The organism is Tolypothrix sp. FACHB-123, from assembly GCF_014697075.1.
GTDB lineage: Bacteria > Cyanobacteriota > Cyanobacteriia > Cyanobacteriales > Nostocaceae > Aulosira.
In genome coordinates, this window is the sequence record NZ_JACJRE010000014.1 from 1 (window position 1) to 15,157 (window position 15,157).

Annotated in this window: 14 protein-coding genes; 11 read left to right on the top strand and 3 right to left on the bottom strand. The window is 38.9% G+C overall.

Translation table 11 applies throughout. From position 1 onward, the window contains the following. Positions 1 to 794 precede the first annotated feature (794 nt). Entirely contained in the window at positions 795 to 1,232 is a 438-nt protein-coding gene (gene tnpA / locus H6G41_RS11755) for an IS200/IS605 family transposase (RefSeq protein WP_190746377.1), read from the top strand. Between the two features lie 369 nt (positions 1,233 to 1,601). Here the strand turns inward: tnpA and cysK are convergent, their stop codons facing one another. Beyond that, the gene (gene cysK / locus H6G41_RS11760) at positions 1,602 to 2,561 is read right to left on the bottom strand and encodes a cysteine synthase A (protein WP_190746378.1); all 960 of its coding nucleotides are present in this window, start codon (positions 2,559 to 2,561) and stop codon (positions 1,602 to 1,604) included. 1,111 nt (positions 2,562 to 3,672) lie between these two features. Here cysK and H6G41_RS11765 point away from each other — a divergent pair. The 8 genes from H6G41_RS11765 to H6G41_RS11800 all read left to right on the top strand — a co-directional run bounded on the left by H6G41_RS11765 (position 3,673) and on the right by H6G41_RS11800 (position 8,754). Continuing rightward, positions 3,673 to 4,101, top strand: coding sequence for a hypothetical protein (locus H6G41_RS11765; protein ID WP_190746379.1), 429 nt, complete (start codon positions 3,673 to 3,675; stop codon positions 4,099 to 4,101). A 41-nt stretch (positions 4,102 to 4,142) separates the two neighbouring features. After that, positions 4,143 to 4,433: a hypothetical protein gene (locus H6G41_RS11770; RefSeq protein ID WP_096644287.1), complete on the top strand. Its 291-nt coding sequence runs from the start codon at positions 4,143 to 4,145 to the stop codon at positions 4,431 to 4,433. A gap of 2 nt (positions 4,434 to 4,435) precedes the next feature. Next, on the top strand, positions 4,436 to 4,747 hold the full coding sequence (locus H6G41_RS11775) for a hypothetical protein (protein WP_190746380.1): 312 nt from the start codon (positions 4,436 to 4,438) through the stop codon (positions 4,745 to 4,747). Positions 4,748 to 5,060: 313 nt separating this feature from the next. Then, a complete protein-coding gene (locus H6G41_RS11780; RefSeq protein ID WP_190746381.1) occupies positions 5,061 to 5,426 on the top strand; it encodes a hypothetical protein in 366 nt (121 codons plus the stop codon). A gap of 20 nt (positions 5,427 to 5,446) precedes the next feature. Beyond that, positions 5,447 to 6,448 carry an LLM class flavin-dependent oxidoreductase gene (locus H6G41_RS11785; RefSeq protein WP_190746382.1) on the top strand — a complete coding sequence of 334 codons (1,002 nt, stop codon included), beginning with the start codon at positions 5,447 to 5,449 and terminating at the stop codon, positions 6,446 to 6,448. Then, positions 6,441 to 6,812: a hypothetical protein gene (locus H6G41_RS11790; protein WP_190746383.1), complete on the top strand. Its 372-nt coding sequence runs from the start codon at positions 6,441 to 6,443 to the stop codon at positions 6,810 to 6,812. Before H6G41_RS11785 ends, H6G41_RS11790 begins: the two co-directional genes overlap by 8 nt. Positions 6,813 to 7,184: 372 nt before the next feature. Further along, on the top strand, positions 7,185 to 7,310 hold the full coding sequence (locus H6G41_RS35735; protein ID WP_277878104.1) for a hypothetical protein: 126 nt from the start codon (positions 7,185 to 7,187) through the stop codon (positions 7,308 to 7,310). Positions 7,311 to 7,494: 184 nt separating this feature from the next. Further along, positions 7,495 to 8,754 carry a bifunctional sterol desaturase/short chain dehydrogenase gene (locus H6G41_RS11800; protein ID WP_190746459.1) on the top strand — a complete coding sequence of 420 codons (1,260 nt, stop codon included), beginning with the start codon at positions 7,495 to 7,497 and terminating at the stop codon, positions 8,752 to 8,754. A 583-nt stretch (positions 8,755 to 9,337) separates the two neighbouring features. Here the strand turns inward: H6G41_RS11800 and H6G41_RS11805 are convergent. Together H6G41_RS11805 and H6G41_RS11810 are read right to left on the bottom strand one after the other, a co-directional pair. After that, positions 9,338 to 10,081 carry a response regulator transcription factor gene (locus H6G41_RS11805; RefSeq protein WP_190746384.1) on the bottom strand — a complete coding sequence of 248 codons (744 nt, stop codon included), beginning with the start codon at positions 10,079 to 10,081 and terminating at the stop codon, positions 9,338 to 9,340. A 688-nt stretch (positions 10,082 to 10,769) separates the two neighbouring features. Further along, positions 10,770 to 11,495, bottom strand: coding sequence for a PEP-CTERM sorting domain-containing protein (locus H6G41_RS11810; RefSeq protein WP_190746385.1), 726 nt, complete (start codon positions 11,493 to 11,495; stop codon positions 10,770 to 10,772). A 275-nt stretch (positions 11,496 to 11,770) separates the two neighbouring features. Between H6G41_RS11810 and hetI the strand changes: the two genes are divergently transcribed. Together hetI and H6G41_RS11820 are read left to right on the top strand one after the other, a co-directional pair. Further along, entirely contained in the window at positions 11,771 to 12,496 is a 726-nt protein-coding gene (gene hetI / locus H6G41_RS11815; protein ID WP_190746386.1) for a 4'-phosphopantetheinyl transferase HetI, read from the top strand. Positions 12,497 to 12,753: 257 nt separating this feature from the next. Then, positions 12,754 to 15,156 (top strand): MASE1 domain-containing protein, encoded by a 2,403-nt coding sequence (locus H6G41_RS11820; RefSeq protein WP_190746387.1) that lies wholly within the window; start codon positions 12,754 to 12,756, stop codon positions 15,154 to 15,156. The last annotated feature ends 1 nt before the right edge of the window (position 15,157 follow it).

The following is a 15,157-nucleotide window of genomic DNA, read 5'->3' on the forward strand; positions in this document are numbered from 1 at the left end:
GACCATTAAGAACAAAACCTCGACCATTAAGAATTAAACCTTGACCATTAAGAACAAAACCTTGACCATTAAGAACAAAACCTTGACCATTAAGAACAAAACCTTGACCATTAAGAACAAAACCTCGACCATTAAGAACAAAACCTCGACCATTAAGTTAAGGAAAATAGTAGGTTGGGTTGAGGCTCTGCGAAACCCAACAAAGCCACCCAAATGTTGGGTTTCGTTCCTGAAGTAGACTCAAAATTTTGAAGATATCTAATAGGATTCATATTTGATTTTTGAAATATACGTAGGTAGGGCTATGCCTTACGAAGCCCGGATATGATGGGCAATGTGGTGTCAACTTAAGCTAAAAATAGCCTCTGTCTTAGCTTTGTCACCCGCCTTGGAATGAATTCCAAGGCTAATAACCCAAGTCTACTGAAGTAGACTCAAAATTTTGGGGATATTTAGTCATCTTCAGATGACTTTGACTATGAGCAAGGAAATGAATTTCCTTGCGTTACGCGAGCTTCACAAAACGTACAACATCAGAGAACGCCTCAGAATGAATTCTGAGGCTCATAAAAAAAGTCATCTCAAGATGACTAAAATCACAGGAAAATTATTGAGTAAAGTAAATTTTACTTTGATTATAAGCCTGGAAATTCATTTGCGGACGGGCACGGAAGCCAACAGTTCAGCCATTTATAGCTGAATTTGACACTAACGACTCAAACACACCATAATTTTTTTGTCATTATGGGAATAATAAATAACAAAACCTTGAGAAACACAAATAGAGTGCATTTATGGCTTTATGGCGACTTTATTATCATTTGGTTTGGGCGACAAAAGAGCGTCAGCCATTAATTACCAGCGAACGTGAAGCAAGACTTTACAATTATATTATTAGCAAATCCGATGAACTTAATACTATTATTCATGCTATTAACGGCGTAGAAAATCATATTCATGTAGTAGCTTCTATACCTCCCAAAATCTCTATTTCCGACTTCGTCCAAAAAATTAAAGGCAGCAGCACTCATTATATTAATCATTTATATCCTGCAAAAGATATGTTTGCTTGGCAAAGAGGATATGGAGTTTTTTCACTTGGTAGCAAACAACTAGAACAAGCTGTTACTTATGTAAAAAATCAGAAAGAGCATCATTTAAACAAAACAATAATTGCATCTTTAGAACAAGATAACCACGATGACGACCCTCCGAAAAAATATTATCTTTAGTTAGCTTTAGCTTACTTTCGCTATGAGCCTCAGAATTCATTCTGAGGTGGACTTTCACTATGAGCCTCAGAATTCATTCTGAGGTGGACTTTCGCTATGAGCCACAAAATTCATTCTGAGATGAACTCATGGACAACAACAATATTTTTATTGCCAAAAATATAGCGAATATACTCATGCAAATTATTTGTATGGTTACGACGCTATCAGTTACCCGCCTTGGAATGAATTCCAAGGCTAATAGCTCAAGTCTACTGAAGTAGACTGAAAATTCTGAAGATATCTAGTCGTCTACAGATAACTTAAGCTATGAGCCAGGAAATTCATTTCCTTGCAGTACGTGGGTTTAACGTTAAGTGCTTTTATAGCCTAACGCGCTACAGCCGATTCCAAAGTTAAATCTTGGAACATCAAAGTGCTGAGGTAACGTTCGCCAAAGGAAGGCTGAATCATCACAATCAGCTTACCTGCATTCTCTGGACGTTTAGCTACCTGAAGCGCCGCACATAAAGCCGCACCGGAAGATATACCCGATAATAAACCTTCTTCCTTAGCTAATCGTCTTCCAAATACCATCGCCTGTTCATCGCTGACGCGAATTACTTCGTCCACTAAGTCCAACTTAAGAACATCAGGAACAAAGCCAGCGCCAATCCCCTGAATTTTATGGGGGCCTGCTTCCCCTCCTGATAATACAGGACTGTTGCTGGGTTCAACTGCGATCGCCTGGAAAGTTGGCTTACGTTGTTTCAATACTTCCGCAATTCCGGTAATTGTTCCGCCAGTACCTACCCCAGCAATCACAATATCAACTTCGCCATCCGTATCCGCCCAAATTTCCTCAGCGGTGGTTTCCCGGTGAATTTTGGGGTTAGCTGGGTTGCGGAACTGTTGCAACATATATGCATTGGGGGTGTTAGCCACAATTTCTTCGGCTTTGCGAATTGCGCCGCGCATTCCCTCCGGGCCTGGTGTTAATTCCAAAGTTGCACCATAAGCGCGTAACATTGCCCGTCTTTCGTTGCTCATGGTTTCCGGCATGGTTAAAATCAGGCTGTAGCCCCGTGCAGCTGCTACCATCGCTAAAGCAATACCTGTATTCCCGGAAGTTGGCTCGACTAAAATTGTTTTTCCTGGCTCAATCAAACCATCAGCTTCCGCCGCTAGTACCATATTTAAGCCAATACGGTCTTTCACTGAAGCGGCTGGGTTCATTCCTTCGAGTTTAGCCACGATTCGGGCTACTGCTCCCTCAGCTTGAGGGATTTTGTTGAGTTCAACTAAAGGTGTTCTGCCAATAAGTTCTGTTACATCTTTAGCAATGCGCATTCAATAACTCCTAAAATTCTAAATTCGGTAGTAACTTAGGTATTTGTTCCTTATAACAGTAAATTTGTATCTATTTTCTTGATAGTCAATCACGAGAACATCTCACAGCCAAATATGAAAATCTATCTTTTCTATGCCCCATGCCCCATGCCCATTTTCAAGCTAGTTGAGTGTTAGTGATTGCATGAGGTATGTATTCTTACTAAACCACAAAACTGTATCCATTGAGATAGTTATTGTAAAAATATCAGTCGTTGACTGTTAACTGTTGACTGTTAACGGTGAATACATGGAATCTTTTTTAAATTTGGTAGTGCCAAATTTAATATATTTGTTTGATTTTATATTTAATGGGGATATTTTTTATGTTTGTCGATAACACATTGATGATTTCATAAAATTTTATTGATTTTTCTATCTTTCTGAGATATTTTCGTGCAAAAATATATTTTTTTTGAGTACAAATTTTTCTGATATTCATTGCCAAAAAAATATCTATAAATTAGCCATCAGACTGGGTTTGAGCTTGAGTACAAACATCCCCGAACCCTAAATCATAAATGCTAGGACATTCGTTGCAAAATACTAGTACCCATACCCTAAAATAATTTTGAATTAACGGCTATATCAAAGTTCTAGCCTTTGAGTACAAGTTTAATATTTTTAATAAATATGATCGCACTCAACTAAACTGCTATTGAGGAATGCGACTGATATAAATCGTATAGGATTTACGCAGAGATTCCCCTCTACCCCCCAACGTTAACAGGCAAAACCTGAAGATGAAGGGGGGACTTCTTAACCCCCTATTTATCAATATCAGAGACTAAATTTTATGCTTTGAGTGCGATATTAAAAATCACTAAAATCAAAATATTTCCGTATTTTCAAATACTAATTTACTATTAACTATCTACTACTTCATATATTTATGATTATAACTTAATGTTTGCCTTAAACTAACCTTGCTTAGTAAATAGTTCAGGATAAACTTACGGCAAAGTCACAACTGTTAACTGATAACTTTTTGCACATCAGTTTTATTTTTGTCGAGAAATAACAAAAGTTATTGTCTTACTGGGTGCATACTACCTAGGGAGGGAGAACCAAGATGAAAGTTAAGCTTTTAAATGTTCTCACAGTCTGTGTCATTACTTTAGCTGTCCTATCGCCAGCTTTATTAGTATTTAGCATGGTTTGGGGCAAGCATATAGAGTTAGCAAAAGCACAGAATTTAACTTGTGAAGTCAACAATAATATTAAAGCTAATGAAGTCTTGGCTCCCCAAACAGGGGGTATATCTTCCTCGCAATTTCAAGACAGTAATCAAATCTCTGTAACTAATCTCAGAACACAGAAATTGACCGCTATTGAACAATATCAACTGGCAACATTCCTAGAGTGGTTTTTCTTTCTCACCCCTATATGTATGGGGCTAGGAATTATTGTTTACGATAGATATCTTGTTTATCGTAATGCTGTATTTAAAGAACAAGTTGAGATGCTAGAAAGGTTATGGCAGCAAGGTATTGAACAGTAAGCATCGGCCAAATTCACACCAATTAAATTCACAAGGAAACCATGACAGAAGAACGTCAAGTTTTGTATTTTGATTTAATCGATCAGCTACTTAAATGTCCTAATGGTCAAGAACCAGAAGTTTTAGAAGCAAATCCAGAATTAATTGATGCTGATTTTGTTTATGCAGTACTGAAAGTTGCTACAGTATTTGCCCATGAAGGTAATCAAGATAGTGCAAAATTTTTGTTTTTTATTGGAAGAGAATTAGCCAAGCAATTGGGATTATATCCGGAAACTGGCTCGGAAAATTCTCAACCTGATGCTGAAGCGGAAGTTTCAACTAAGGAGTAGTCATGCTATTAACTGCAACTGATGCCGGACAGATAGCGTTAGAATTTCTCTTGGCTGAATGGAATATTTCTGAACAGGATAGAGACTGGTTTGCAGTTGTCAATTCTCGCCTGACGGGGGAGAGTTGGTACATTGTAGAACTGAGTGTAGCTGGGTTTCCCGATCGCTGGTTTATTCAAGTTTATGATACCGGAGCTTGCGACCCAAATTACACATTTTTTTCGCCTATTCGAGGTTCTGAGGGTTATGTTGACCTGATAGATTTACCGCATTTGGTTGCAGAAGTTTTAGTCTCAGAAAGAAATGCTCGGTAAAATTCAATGCTCAATGGTCAATGGTGAATAATGGCAAATAAAATACAAACTTTTTCTGGGATATTCCAAGATATATTGAAATATACTTAAAGTTTTTATTTAATAGCTTGAGAATGGAAATTTTTGACCATTGACTCTTGTTAATTTTTTGATTTTGGATTTTTAAATGATTTCTTAATCAAGAGTGATATTTGCTTAAATATCACTCTTTTTGTATGTCTACAAACAAGATTTAATGATTAACATTTCTTACTAAAAAAGTACAACTAAATGTCACATTTAACTGACAAATGTATGTTATATTAATATCGTGATGAACGCTACAGAAATATCAATTGCTATGATTGCCGAAGACATCCTAGCCAAAGAATTTACAAGAGTCGTCAATCACTATTACCCCAGCGTTGGAGAATTACTTGATAGCTGTTATGTGAAGGTAATTACCTGTTTTTGGGGAAGGCCAGCCAGACGATTACAGTACATAGGAATTTATTGTTCTGAGGAAATGCTTCCCCTTGTGCAAGGCAAAAAAGAAGTACTTAGAGAAATCGCAGATAATATGGGATTAGTTCAAGTAGTTTGTATGAATGCCGGGCGACTGCTACGCGATCCGTTATCGAAGTTAAAGCAGGACAATCCGCGCCTATGGTTAGAGTTACATTGGGTTGCTGCATCTTAAAATAGCGATCGCCCAAAAAAATGAAAACAGGACTTTTCTGCAATTACGATAATTATCATCAGGATGCCCGCCGTGCCATCTTAGAACAAGTTGCACTGGTAAAACAGGCGGAAAACTTAGGCTTTGAAGAAGCTTGGGTGAGCGAGCATCATTTTAGTGAATCCAATCTTAGCCCTTCAATGTTGGTGTTAATGGGGCATTTAGCCGCCTTAACCACCACAATTAAACTCGGCACAGCTGCGGTGTTACTCCCGTTTCATAACCCCATCCGGGTAGCGGAAGACATAGCCACCTTAGATAACCTGTGCAATGGCAGATTATTATTTGGGATAGCCAAAGGCGGGCCATTTCCCGAACAAAATAAACATTTTGCCACACCAATGGGTGAATCTCGCCCGCAGATGCTAGAGGCAATGGCATTGATTGAAAAGCTTTTATATGAAACAAACGTATCATTTAACGGGCAATATTATCAATGCGATCGCCTCACAGTTCACCCCAAACCATTGCAACGTCAAATTCCCGTATATGTAGCCACTGGCGATGATGACGGTATAGGGTTTGCCGCCAAACATTCCTTTGGTTTAATGGGGGGGCCGCCATTTTCTCTGCCTAGATTGCGGAATACTGTTGCTAAATACCGAGCCTTAAATTCTAGTGGTTGCGAAAACCTAGTACTAGCTCGTTTCTTTTATGTTGCCAGGACATACGACGAAGCAGTCACAGAAGCGTTACCTTTCATCCGCCAATTTAGCCAAAAAATGACAGCAAATGCGGCTGTTGTCATGCAGAAAAGTTCTACTGGACATAAAACATTCGATCGCACCAATATTTGTTTTGATGAAGACTATTTGCTAGAAAACTCAATTATTGGTGATGTCCAAACCTGTCGAGACAGAATCAAATTATTTCAGGATGAATTAAATTTAGGAACGCTGGCAATTAAACCCTCATCTTGCAACGTGCAAAAAAACCTGGAAAGTTTGACGCGCTACAATCAAGAGGTGCGGAATTATGTCTAAGTTACCCTTATTGCCTCCAGACGATTTACCACCCAACGAAGTCACAAAAATGGATGGGATGCTGCATCTGGAGCTAGAGCAATCGATTGGTAGATGCTTTTATCAAGCTTGCGATCGCATTACCCAAACCTTATTAGCTAATTGCCAATGGTATCTTACCAGTAATAGCAATACCTTAATGCTAATTATTGACTGTCCTGATATCGTTTCTTACTGGCATATAGTCAGCAATATACCCCAACTAGGCAACAGATTAGAACGGTTTACCACTAACGCCAAAATCCGCGTATATCCCCCATTTGGTAAAGGCGGGCCGTTTGAGATTAGCGTTAATGAAATCTCTGCTTATCGCGATTGGATTTAGTGATTAGGGCACATAAACAACCAGACGCGCTGATGTGGATAAATTTCCCGTTCAGCGCTTCTTTTGTTGATAAAAGAATGCGAAGGATTGTAGGGATATGACAATGTTCATACGTATCAACTTAACGCGAAACTCATAGCCCACCTCAGAATGAATTCTGAGTCTCATAGCAAAAGTAAGCTAAAGCTAACTAAAAATTATCACTTATCCCCAGTTTACTTTAGTAGGGGCGGGTTCACAGATATGCTCCAATAATTCACGACTATCTCGCTTAACCCGCCCCTACTTTGCCTTTGTCCCTTGGAATTCATTCCAAGGCGAGCAGGTAAGCTTTGCAACAATCCATCTGTGGCTTAAGTTGACTATGGTACGGTGACAACAGGCGATCGCTGGAAATTTCTCAAACTAGAAAATCAAACCGTTACCATTGGATTATTGGAATATACTATCCCTCCAGTAGAGAAAATTCTGGGTATTTTGGTAAGTTTTGTGAGTTAAAAAATATCTTTTCAGTAGCTAACAGCAATTATCCCAAGCTGTTTTATGCTCCCTGATAATGCATATATTATATTTATAGTCAAGTCTATACACTTTAATTTTTATTCACTGGACAACTCGACCTGAAACCGTTCTTATTAGATTATGAAGAATGATTACAGACAACGAGTACAAAAAAATTACGATGAATTTTTTTACTAAAGGCTGGGCTGGCATTGAAAGCCAATTACAGATTAATTGGGATTTGCTAAATATCTGCTTACAGTTTGCTGTTTGGGGATTATTCTCGCTGTTGTTGGCTGAAGTAGTCAGAGATAGCTATCACGCCTTGTGTCACCAGTTTACTTGGATGGGTAAATGGCATAACAAGCATCATATGGCATATCGTCGGGATTTATCGGTAGTTTCCCCAAAAATATATCAAGAGTCCCAGCTATATAACGACATTGTTGAGTCAACTATATTAGTTGTTATTTTGACATTAACTGCTTTACTGCTCAACCAAATGGGCTTTTGGCTAGGGGTAGCCTATGCTTTTAGCTTTTTATATGGTGCATCTCGTCGTTATTTTCTCGGGAAAATCGACACAGATTATACCCATCTTCCCGGCCCTTTAGAAACAATTCCATCTACTTGGTGGGTAAATCGTTCTTACCACTGGCGTCATCATTTTGATGATGTTAACGCCTATTACAGTGGTGTCTTTCCCCTAGTCGATACCATATTAGGAACGGGGCTATCTTTGAAAGGTAAAACCATCGCTTTAACTGGTGCTTCTGGTGCTTTAGGGCAAGCATTAGCAACTGAACTACTCAAGCATAATGCCAAAGTTTTAGCATTAACTACTCACCCAGAAAAATTACAAGCCCAAGATAAACTCGCAATCATTCCTTGGGAATTGGGTAACGAAGCCGAGTTAAAAAAGAGTTTAGAAAAAGTAGATATTTTGATTCTCAATCATGGAATCAATGTCTATAGTAACCGCACGCCAGAGGCAATTAATTCCTCGTATGAAGTCAACACTTTTTCCACATTGCGGTTGATGGATATATTTATCTCCACTGTTACAGGCCCCCAATCAAAAGCCACTAAAGAAATTTGGGTTAACAGTTCTGAAGCTGAAGTATCGCCAGCATTTAGCCCCCTTTATGAACTGAGCAAACGCGCCTTAGGTGAACTTGTCACCCTCAAGCGTTTAGATGGGGATTGTATAATTCGCAAGTTAATTTTGGGGCCATTTAAAAGTCAACTCAATCCCTATGGAGTGATGTCAGCACAGCAAGTTGCTAAGGCAATTTTGTTTTTTGCAAAACGCGACTTCCGCAATATTATTGTGACGATAAATCCTTTAACATATTTACTTTTTCCCATCAAAGAAACTAGTACCTGGATGTACTATCGCATGTTTAGCAAGAAAGTGAAGCACGATGAATTTGTTAATTGAGCATTCAATAAGATAATTAGGACTTGTAGTGAGGACTAAAGTCTTCATACCAATTTGAAAACATTATCTGACAGATGCTAGGGGCATGGCAGTGCCATGCTCTCTAGAATATCTTGATATGCCGCAAACATTATTTAAATTGGTATCACTACAAAATTCTCCTAATTTGTCAGTGATGTAAATTCTCAAAAATAACCCTCTTATTTCACTCGTCTTAGAAAAAAATCTAAACCTTATTGAGAAACTCAGATTTACTTTAGGTTTGAGCATCATATTCCCCACAAAAAAGCTCAAACTTTAATCGAACGATAACAATCTGAGTAAGCCAGGATTTAGGTTTTCTCTAGTGAGAGTGATACAGAGGGTTAGTCAGGTATACACAAACTATTTAAGGATTTCAGCGCCTGGAAATGTTGAAATACTGTCTAGGAGTTATGGTTGGTTTGAGCAAATGAAGAGCTTAACTACAAGCAGTATTTGCTAATGTGACACCAATTTCAGACGCAGTATCCTATTGGCACTCACTAACTTTGACAGAACAGAGTGCCAACTTATGGCTCAGGTAAAGGCAATTATCCTGATTTCATTCCACTACTGATGTTGAAGCTCCTTCAGCTGATGGGGGGAGGGTTGGTAACTCCAGACAATATCCAGCACCATATACTGTTTTGATATAGCGGGGATGGCGGGGATCAGGTTCGAGTTTGGTTCTGAGGTGGCGAATATGGACTCGAATTGTTTCAATGTCATCATCTGGGTCGTAGCCCCAAACTTCCCGCAGGATTTCGCTGGGAGAAACTGTCTGTCCGTGGCGCTGGAGCAAGCAATGAAGTAACTCAAATTCCAAGTGAGTCAGCTTGACTGTCTCATGAAACCAGATAGCCTCAAATCTTTCAGGTACAAGGGTAAGCGGGCCATAATTGAGAATTTCACTGTGCTTTGCTGCTTGAGGAATACGGTCGGTGCGCCGCAATAGCGCTCGTACTCTGGCTAGCATTTCTTCAACTTCAAAGGGCTTGGTCAAATAGTCGTCAGCCCCAGCGTTGAAGCCTTCCACTTTATCTTGTGTTTGGCTTAAAGCAGTCAGCATTAACACAGGAATCTCGGCTGTGCGCTCATCGCGGCGCAGCCGTTGGCAAACGGTGAATCCATCTACCCTGGGCAACATTAAATCAAGCATAATTAAGTCTGGTTGTAGCTGGAGAGCTAGAGCCTGACCTTTTATCCCGTCTTCTGCTTGACTAACATCGTAGCCAGCCATTTCCAAGTTGACGGCAACGAGTTCTGAAATTGCTGGGTCATCGTCTATGACAAGAATCCTCGGCATTCTTAAAAAATTATTACTACTTATTAAGGATAAATAAGAACCTTTGATAGATACAAAGATTTCTTGATCGATTATAAAAAAGATTTTAAATCTAACATAAAGCTTAAGATACAAGGATAAATAAATCTACCCTAAAGTACAGGAAATTTTCTATATCATATGTTGCGCGGTCTACAATCCGGCTCTTTGACTACAAAATCCTGTGGTAATGACTGTGTAAGAGCGCTTTATCGAGAATTTGCGATCGCAAAATGACAATTTGATATCTAGACAAAGCCGCTATATCATAAAATAGTATTTACTGGTGCGCAAGATATGCCAATTTTTTGGAGAGTGGCTATACCAAAAAAGGTTCTCCGTACTATTATTGCAATTTATGGTACTTATCCCAAATCTATAAGAAGTTGCATGTTAACGCCCTCAAGCTTTTAGTTTGGCGCTAAACAAATAAAGCCTGCTGAGGCAGGCTAATTATATGCGTCTTTATAAAAAATTGGTATCAAGGGCTTCTGTAGCGTGGTTTGATTGGCGTGCCCGCGATCGCTCATTATGGGTAAAAGTAGTCTAAAAATACAAGCTAACAACATTGTCGGGTAGCGCTGGCTGAAAAAGAAGCGAAAACAGCAGCAATGAGGGTGGTAGATGAACCCTAAACTTAGAGAAAACTCGTCAGTACTGAAAAGTTAATCTAGACAGCTTGTTTGGCCTTAAATTTCTTCTTAAAGAAACCAAGTCCGCCAAGTGCCAAAACTGATGCAGCTATAGTGGCAGGTTCGGGTACTGGCTCACCGCCCAAAACTTTATCACTTCCTCCACCAGCATTCACCTGTTGGAACCGCCCAGCTATACGAAAAGCTTTATTGATAAATCCATTCTCCACTGCATCAGAAAGCTGATTAGCAGTTAAGGAAGTAGTGAATAGGAAACTCACAGTAGTGGATTGACCTGCTGTTAAACCATCCTGGGCATTTCCACCATTAAAGGATTCGCGTGGAGGGCTAATAGCAACATCGAAGTCACCATATGGCTGTAAGCTAGGGGTATCTATGCCTTTAACCCACAACTTGGTAAAGCCGCTAGTACCTGGATCATAATTGTTGAACGCAACTGGAGCACCAGGATCAAAATTATCCGCATCAAATGCTAGCCCAACTAAAGTGGACTGAGTTGCCCCAAGACCTGTAGACCCATTAGTGGTATTGGTAATATCCAAATTGAGCTTTACCTGCTGAGCAGCAAATTGAGAAAAGTTGAAATCTAACAGTGCAGTAGAACCTGTATTTTCAGTACTACCGAACTTGGGGTCAATGGTGATTTGGAATGCTTGAGCCGGTGCAGAAGTTACCATTGCAGCCACAGCCATACTAGCAGATAGGGCAGAAGAAGCAATAAATGTTGCTAAGGTTGTTTTCATTTGAATCTAGATAACTGAGTATTTGAGTAAATTCGTAGCCATAAATACTTAGTTAATTAGGTATAATTGAACCCATGTATTTAGTAGCATTGTGTAATTATATACTTGTACTCAATGAGCGATTCAATCAGAACGATAAATTTACTGCATCTTGTCAATAACTTCATGAAATCTTTATAGAAGCAGTTAAAGATCAGGAAAATGCGATCGCTCTTCTCTGGCATAACCTTGTCGTAAAATAGCTACACTCACCAATCCTTTAATGCGTTAACTTGATGACTTTTGCTAACCATTTATGGCTACCTGCATCGGCAAATTGCACTTTGTTAGCGAATGATGTCCATATTTGGCGAATCAACCTTGACCAACCAGAATCAACCCTAGAAAACTACGCAGCAACCCTCTGTGAGGATGAATTGGTTCGTGCTAACAGATTTTATTTTCCCGAACATCGTCAACGCTTCATTGCTGGGCGTGGTAGCCTGCGAAAAATATTAAGTGGTTACTTAGGTAGTACAGCTAAAGAAGTACAGTTTGATTATGAACCCCGTGGTAAACCATTTTTAGCAAGTAAATTTGCTGCTAGTGGAATAGCATTTAATTTGTCGCATTCCCAGAATTTAGCTTTATGTGCAGTGAGTAAAAATCGCCAAATTGGCATAGACCTGGAATATATTCGTCCTATGTCAGATTTGGAATCTCTTGCCCAAAGATTCTTTTTACCACGAGAATATGAGTTAGTGCGATCGCTTCCTAACGAACAAAAATCTTCAGTATTTTTTCGTTATTGGACTTGTAAAGAAGCTTACTTAAAAGCCACAGGTGAAGGCATAGCCCAGTTAGAAAAAGTAGAAATTTTTCTGACTCCTACACAAGCAGCTAAGTTAGTGACACAGCCAGACTGGAGTTTATTAGAACTAGTACCACAAAACAATTATGCCGCAGCTTTAGCAGTAGCTGGTTTAGGCTGGGATTTGCAATGCTGGGAGTATGGGGGATAAAGAGGTAAGGGAGCAGGGAGCAGGGAGCAGGGGGAGCAGAGGGGAAAAAGCTATTGACTAATGCCCAATGCCCAATGCCCAATGCCCAATGCCCAATATAAAGTTATTACTATCGAACTTTTGGGAAATATGAACTTGAGGCCAAGCAAAGGCAAGTAGTATATGCTACCAACCATCGCCTCCACATCAGGTCATTGCTGAATTCAGTATTGTATCTGTTGCTGTTTGCTAGTGGAGATAACAAGCACAAAAAAGCGATGCAACCAAGTTCTACCAAGAAAAAATTTCCGTTGCTTCTAGATCGTAAATTAGCGATCGCAGCGATCGCAATACCCATACTTCACTTTTGTTTAGCCAAATTAGCCGCATCTATGTCTTATGAGAATGGGGTAACACCCATTTGGCCTTCATCTGGGTTTTATGTGGCTATTATTCTAATACTAAGGTATCGTATTGTCCCTGCAATATTAGTCAGTGAATTAATTACTAATATTTTACTGTTCTATAAAAATCCTTGGCTAGGCATTCTTGGTTCTATCGTCGGTGTGATTGAGCCGCTAATTCACGCCTTTCTAATTAAAAGCTTCATTAAAAATCAGAATTTACTCCATCGTTCTAGTGATGTATTTAAATTTTTAGCGCTAATTCTGGTTGCGCCTTTAGTAGGTGCTACCCTTGGGATTAGTCTCCAATGTCTAGATAAAATTACACCTTGGTCAGCTTATGGAGAAGCTTGGCGAATTTGGTATTTTGGTTCTATTGCTAGCGTGCTGATTATCGTACCAGCGATTTTGACATGGTTTGAGAAACAGGAACACCAGACACCAGTAAATTGGCAACATTTTGGTGAATTAACACTGCTGTTGTTATGGCTGATGGGAATCAGTCAAATTGCTTTTTCAGGTGGCTATCCTGTGGAATATATGCTCATTCCACCGTTGATTTGGGCAGCGTTTAGATTTGGACAACGAGAAGCTACACTGCTGATCAATATTGTGAGTGCGATCGCAGTTTACAGCACTAGTCATGGTTATGGATCTTTTGTCAGACAATCAATTCATGAATCTCTGCTGCTGCTACAATCTTTTATTTGTGTTGTTGCTTTAACTACTTTTTTTATCTGTGCTGTAGTTCACGAAAATAGAAAAGCGCAAATACACTTAAAAAAGGTAAAAGACGAATTAGAACAACGAGTAGAAGAACGCACCGCTGAACTTCAAGAAGCTAAACTTGCGGCTGATAGTGCAAATCAAGCTAAAAGTGAATTTCTGGCAAATATGAGCCACGAACTTCGCAGCCCACTTAACGGTATTTTGGGTTACGCTCAAATTCTCCAACGTTCCCAAACTTTTACAGACAAAGAACGTAAAGGTATTAACATTATTTATCAGTGTGGTTCTCATCTTCTCACTTTAATTACTGATATCCTCGACCTCGCGAAAATCGAAGCCAGGAAAATGGAACTCCAACCCCAAGAGTTTCATTTTCCTAAGTTTCTGCAAGAGGTAGTAGAAATTTGTCAAATTCGGGCACAACAGAAAAAAATTGGCTTTTTATATCAAGCCAGTCCCAAAATTCCTGCTATTATTCATGCTGATAATAAACGCCTGCGGCAAGTTTTGATAAACCTCTTAGGTAATGCTATTAAATTTACCGATAAGGGTGGTGTCAGCTTTCAAGTAGAAGTTATTAAAGTGGGCAATTGGCAGCTAAATTCTCGCATTACTCGTGTTCGCTTTCAAATAAAAGATACAGGCGTAGGCATGAGTAAAGAACAGTTAACAAAAATTTTCTTACCCTTTGAACAAGTTGGAAATCGAGAAAGGCAAGCAGAAGGTACTGGTTTAGGTTTAACTATTAGTAAAAATATTATTACCCTCATGGATAGTACTATTAATGTAAAAAGTCAAGTTGGAAAAGGTAGTCATTTCTGGTTTGAATTGAATTTAATTGAAACGGAAGAAGCTACACAAAACCAGACTTTAGCCGCACAAACAACAATTATTGGTTTTCAAGGAGAAAAAAGAAAAATTTTAATTGTTGAAGACCGTTGGGAAAACTTTTTATTATTAGCGACTTTATTAGAACCTGTTGGTTTTGAAATTCTTCACGCACATAATGGACAGGAAGGATTAAATAAAGCAATTGAATGTCAACCAGATCTAATTATTACAGATTTAAAAATGCCTGTAATGGATGGGTTAGAGATGACTAAAGAATTGCGTAAAAATCCTGAGCTAAAAAATATAATTGTTATAGTTTCTTCTGCCAGTGTATTTAACTTTCATCGCCAAGAAGCTCTCAATGCTGGCTGTAATGATTTTCTACCTAAACCTATACAAATGGAACAGCTATTTTGGCAATTGCAAGATCATTTGCGATTAACTTGGATTTATGAAGATGATCCAGAATTAAATTACAACCGAGAAAAAGCTTTAGATACATCATTAAAAATGAGCATTCCGCCAGCATCGGAACTTATTGCTTTGCATCAAGCTGTCCAACTTTGTGATATAGCAAATATCCAAGCAGAAACACAGCGGATCAAAGATTTAGATCCAAAATATGCAGATTTTACCAATAAAATACTCGCATTTGCTGATGAATTTGAAGTAGAAGCGATTGCTGCATTTATTAAAAATCATTTGGAAAATTATTAAA

Bases quoted from the DNA above. Each gene is read 5' to 3' on its own strand.
- H6G41_RS11780 (WP_190746381.1), top strand. From the start codon at position 5,061: ATGAACGCTACAGAAATATCAATTGCTATGATTGCCGAAGACATCCTA.
- cysK (WP_190746378.1), bottom strand. From the start codon at position 2,561: ATGCGCATTGCTAAAGATGTAACAGAACTTATTGGCAGAACACCTTTA.
- H6G41_RS11790 (WP_190746383.1), top strand. From the start codon at position 6,441: ATGTCTAAGTTACCCTTATTGCCTCCAGACGATTTACCACCCAACGAA.
- H6G41_RS11810 (WP_190746385.1), bottom strand. From the start codon at position 11,495: ATGAAAACAACCTTAGCAACATTTATTGCTTCTTCTGCCCTATCTGCT.
- H6G41_RS11805 (WP_190746384.1), bottom strand. From the start codon at position 10,081: ATGCCGAGGATTCTTGTCATAGACGATGACCCAGCAATTTCAGAACTC.
- H6G41_RS11765 (WP_190746379.1), top strand. From the start codon at position 3,673: ATGAAAGTTAAGCTTTTAAATGTTCTCACAGTCTGTGTCATTACTTTA.
- H6G41_RS11800 (WP_190746459.1), top strand. From the start codon at position 7,495: ATGAATTTTTTTACTAAAGGCTGGGCTGGCATTGAAAGCCAATTACAG.
- H6G41_RS11785 (WP_190746382.1), top strand. From the start codon at position 5,447: ATGAAAACAGGACTTTTCTGCAATTACGATAATTATCATCAGGATGCC.
- H6G41_RS11770 (WP_096644287.1), top strand. From the start codon at position 4,143: ATGACAGAAGAACGTCAAGTTTTGTATTTTGATTTAATCGATCAGCTA.
- H6G41_RS11820 (WP_190746387.1), top strand. From the start codon at position 12,754: ATGCAACCAAGTTCTACCAAGAAAAAATTTCCGTTGCTTCTAGATCGT.
- H6G41_RS11775 (WP_190746380.1), top strand. From the start codon at position 4,436: ATGCTATTAACTGCAACTGATGCCGGACAGATAGCGTTAGAATTTCTC.
- hetI (WP_190746386.1), top strand. From the start codon at position 11,771: ATGACTTTTGCTAACCATTTATGGCTACCTGCATCGGCAAATTGCACT.
- tnpA (WP_190746377.1), top strand. From the start codon at position 795: ATGGCTTTATGGCGACTTTATTATCATTTGGTTTGGGCGACAAAAGAG.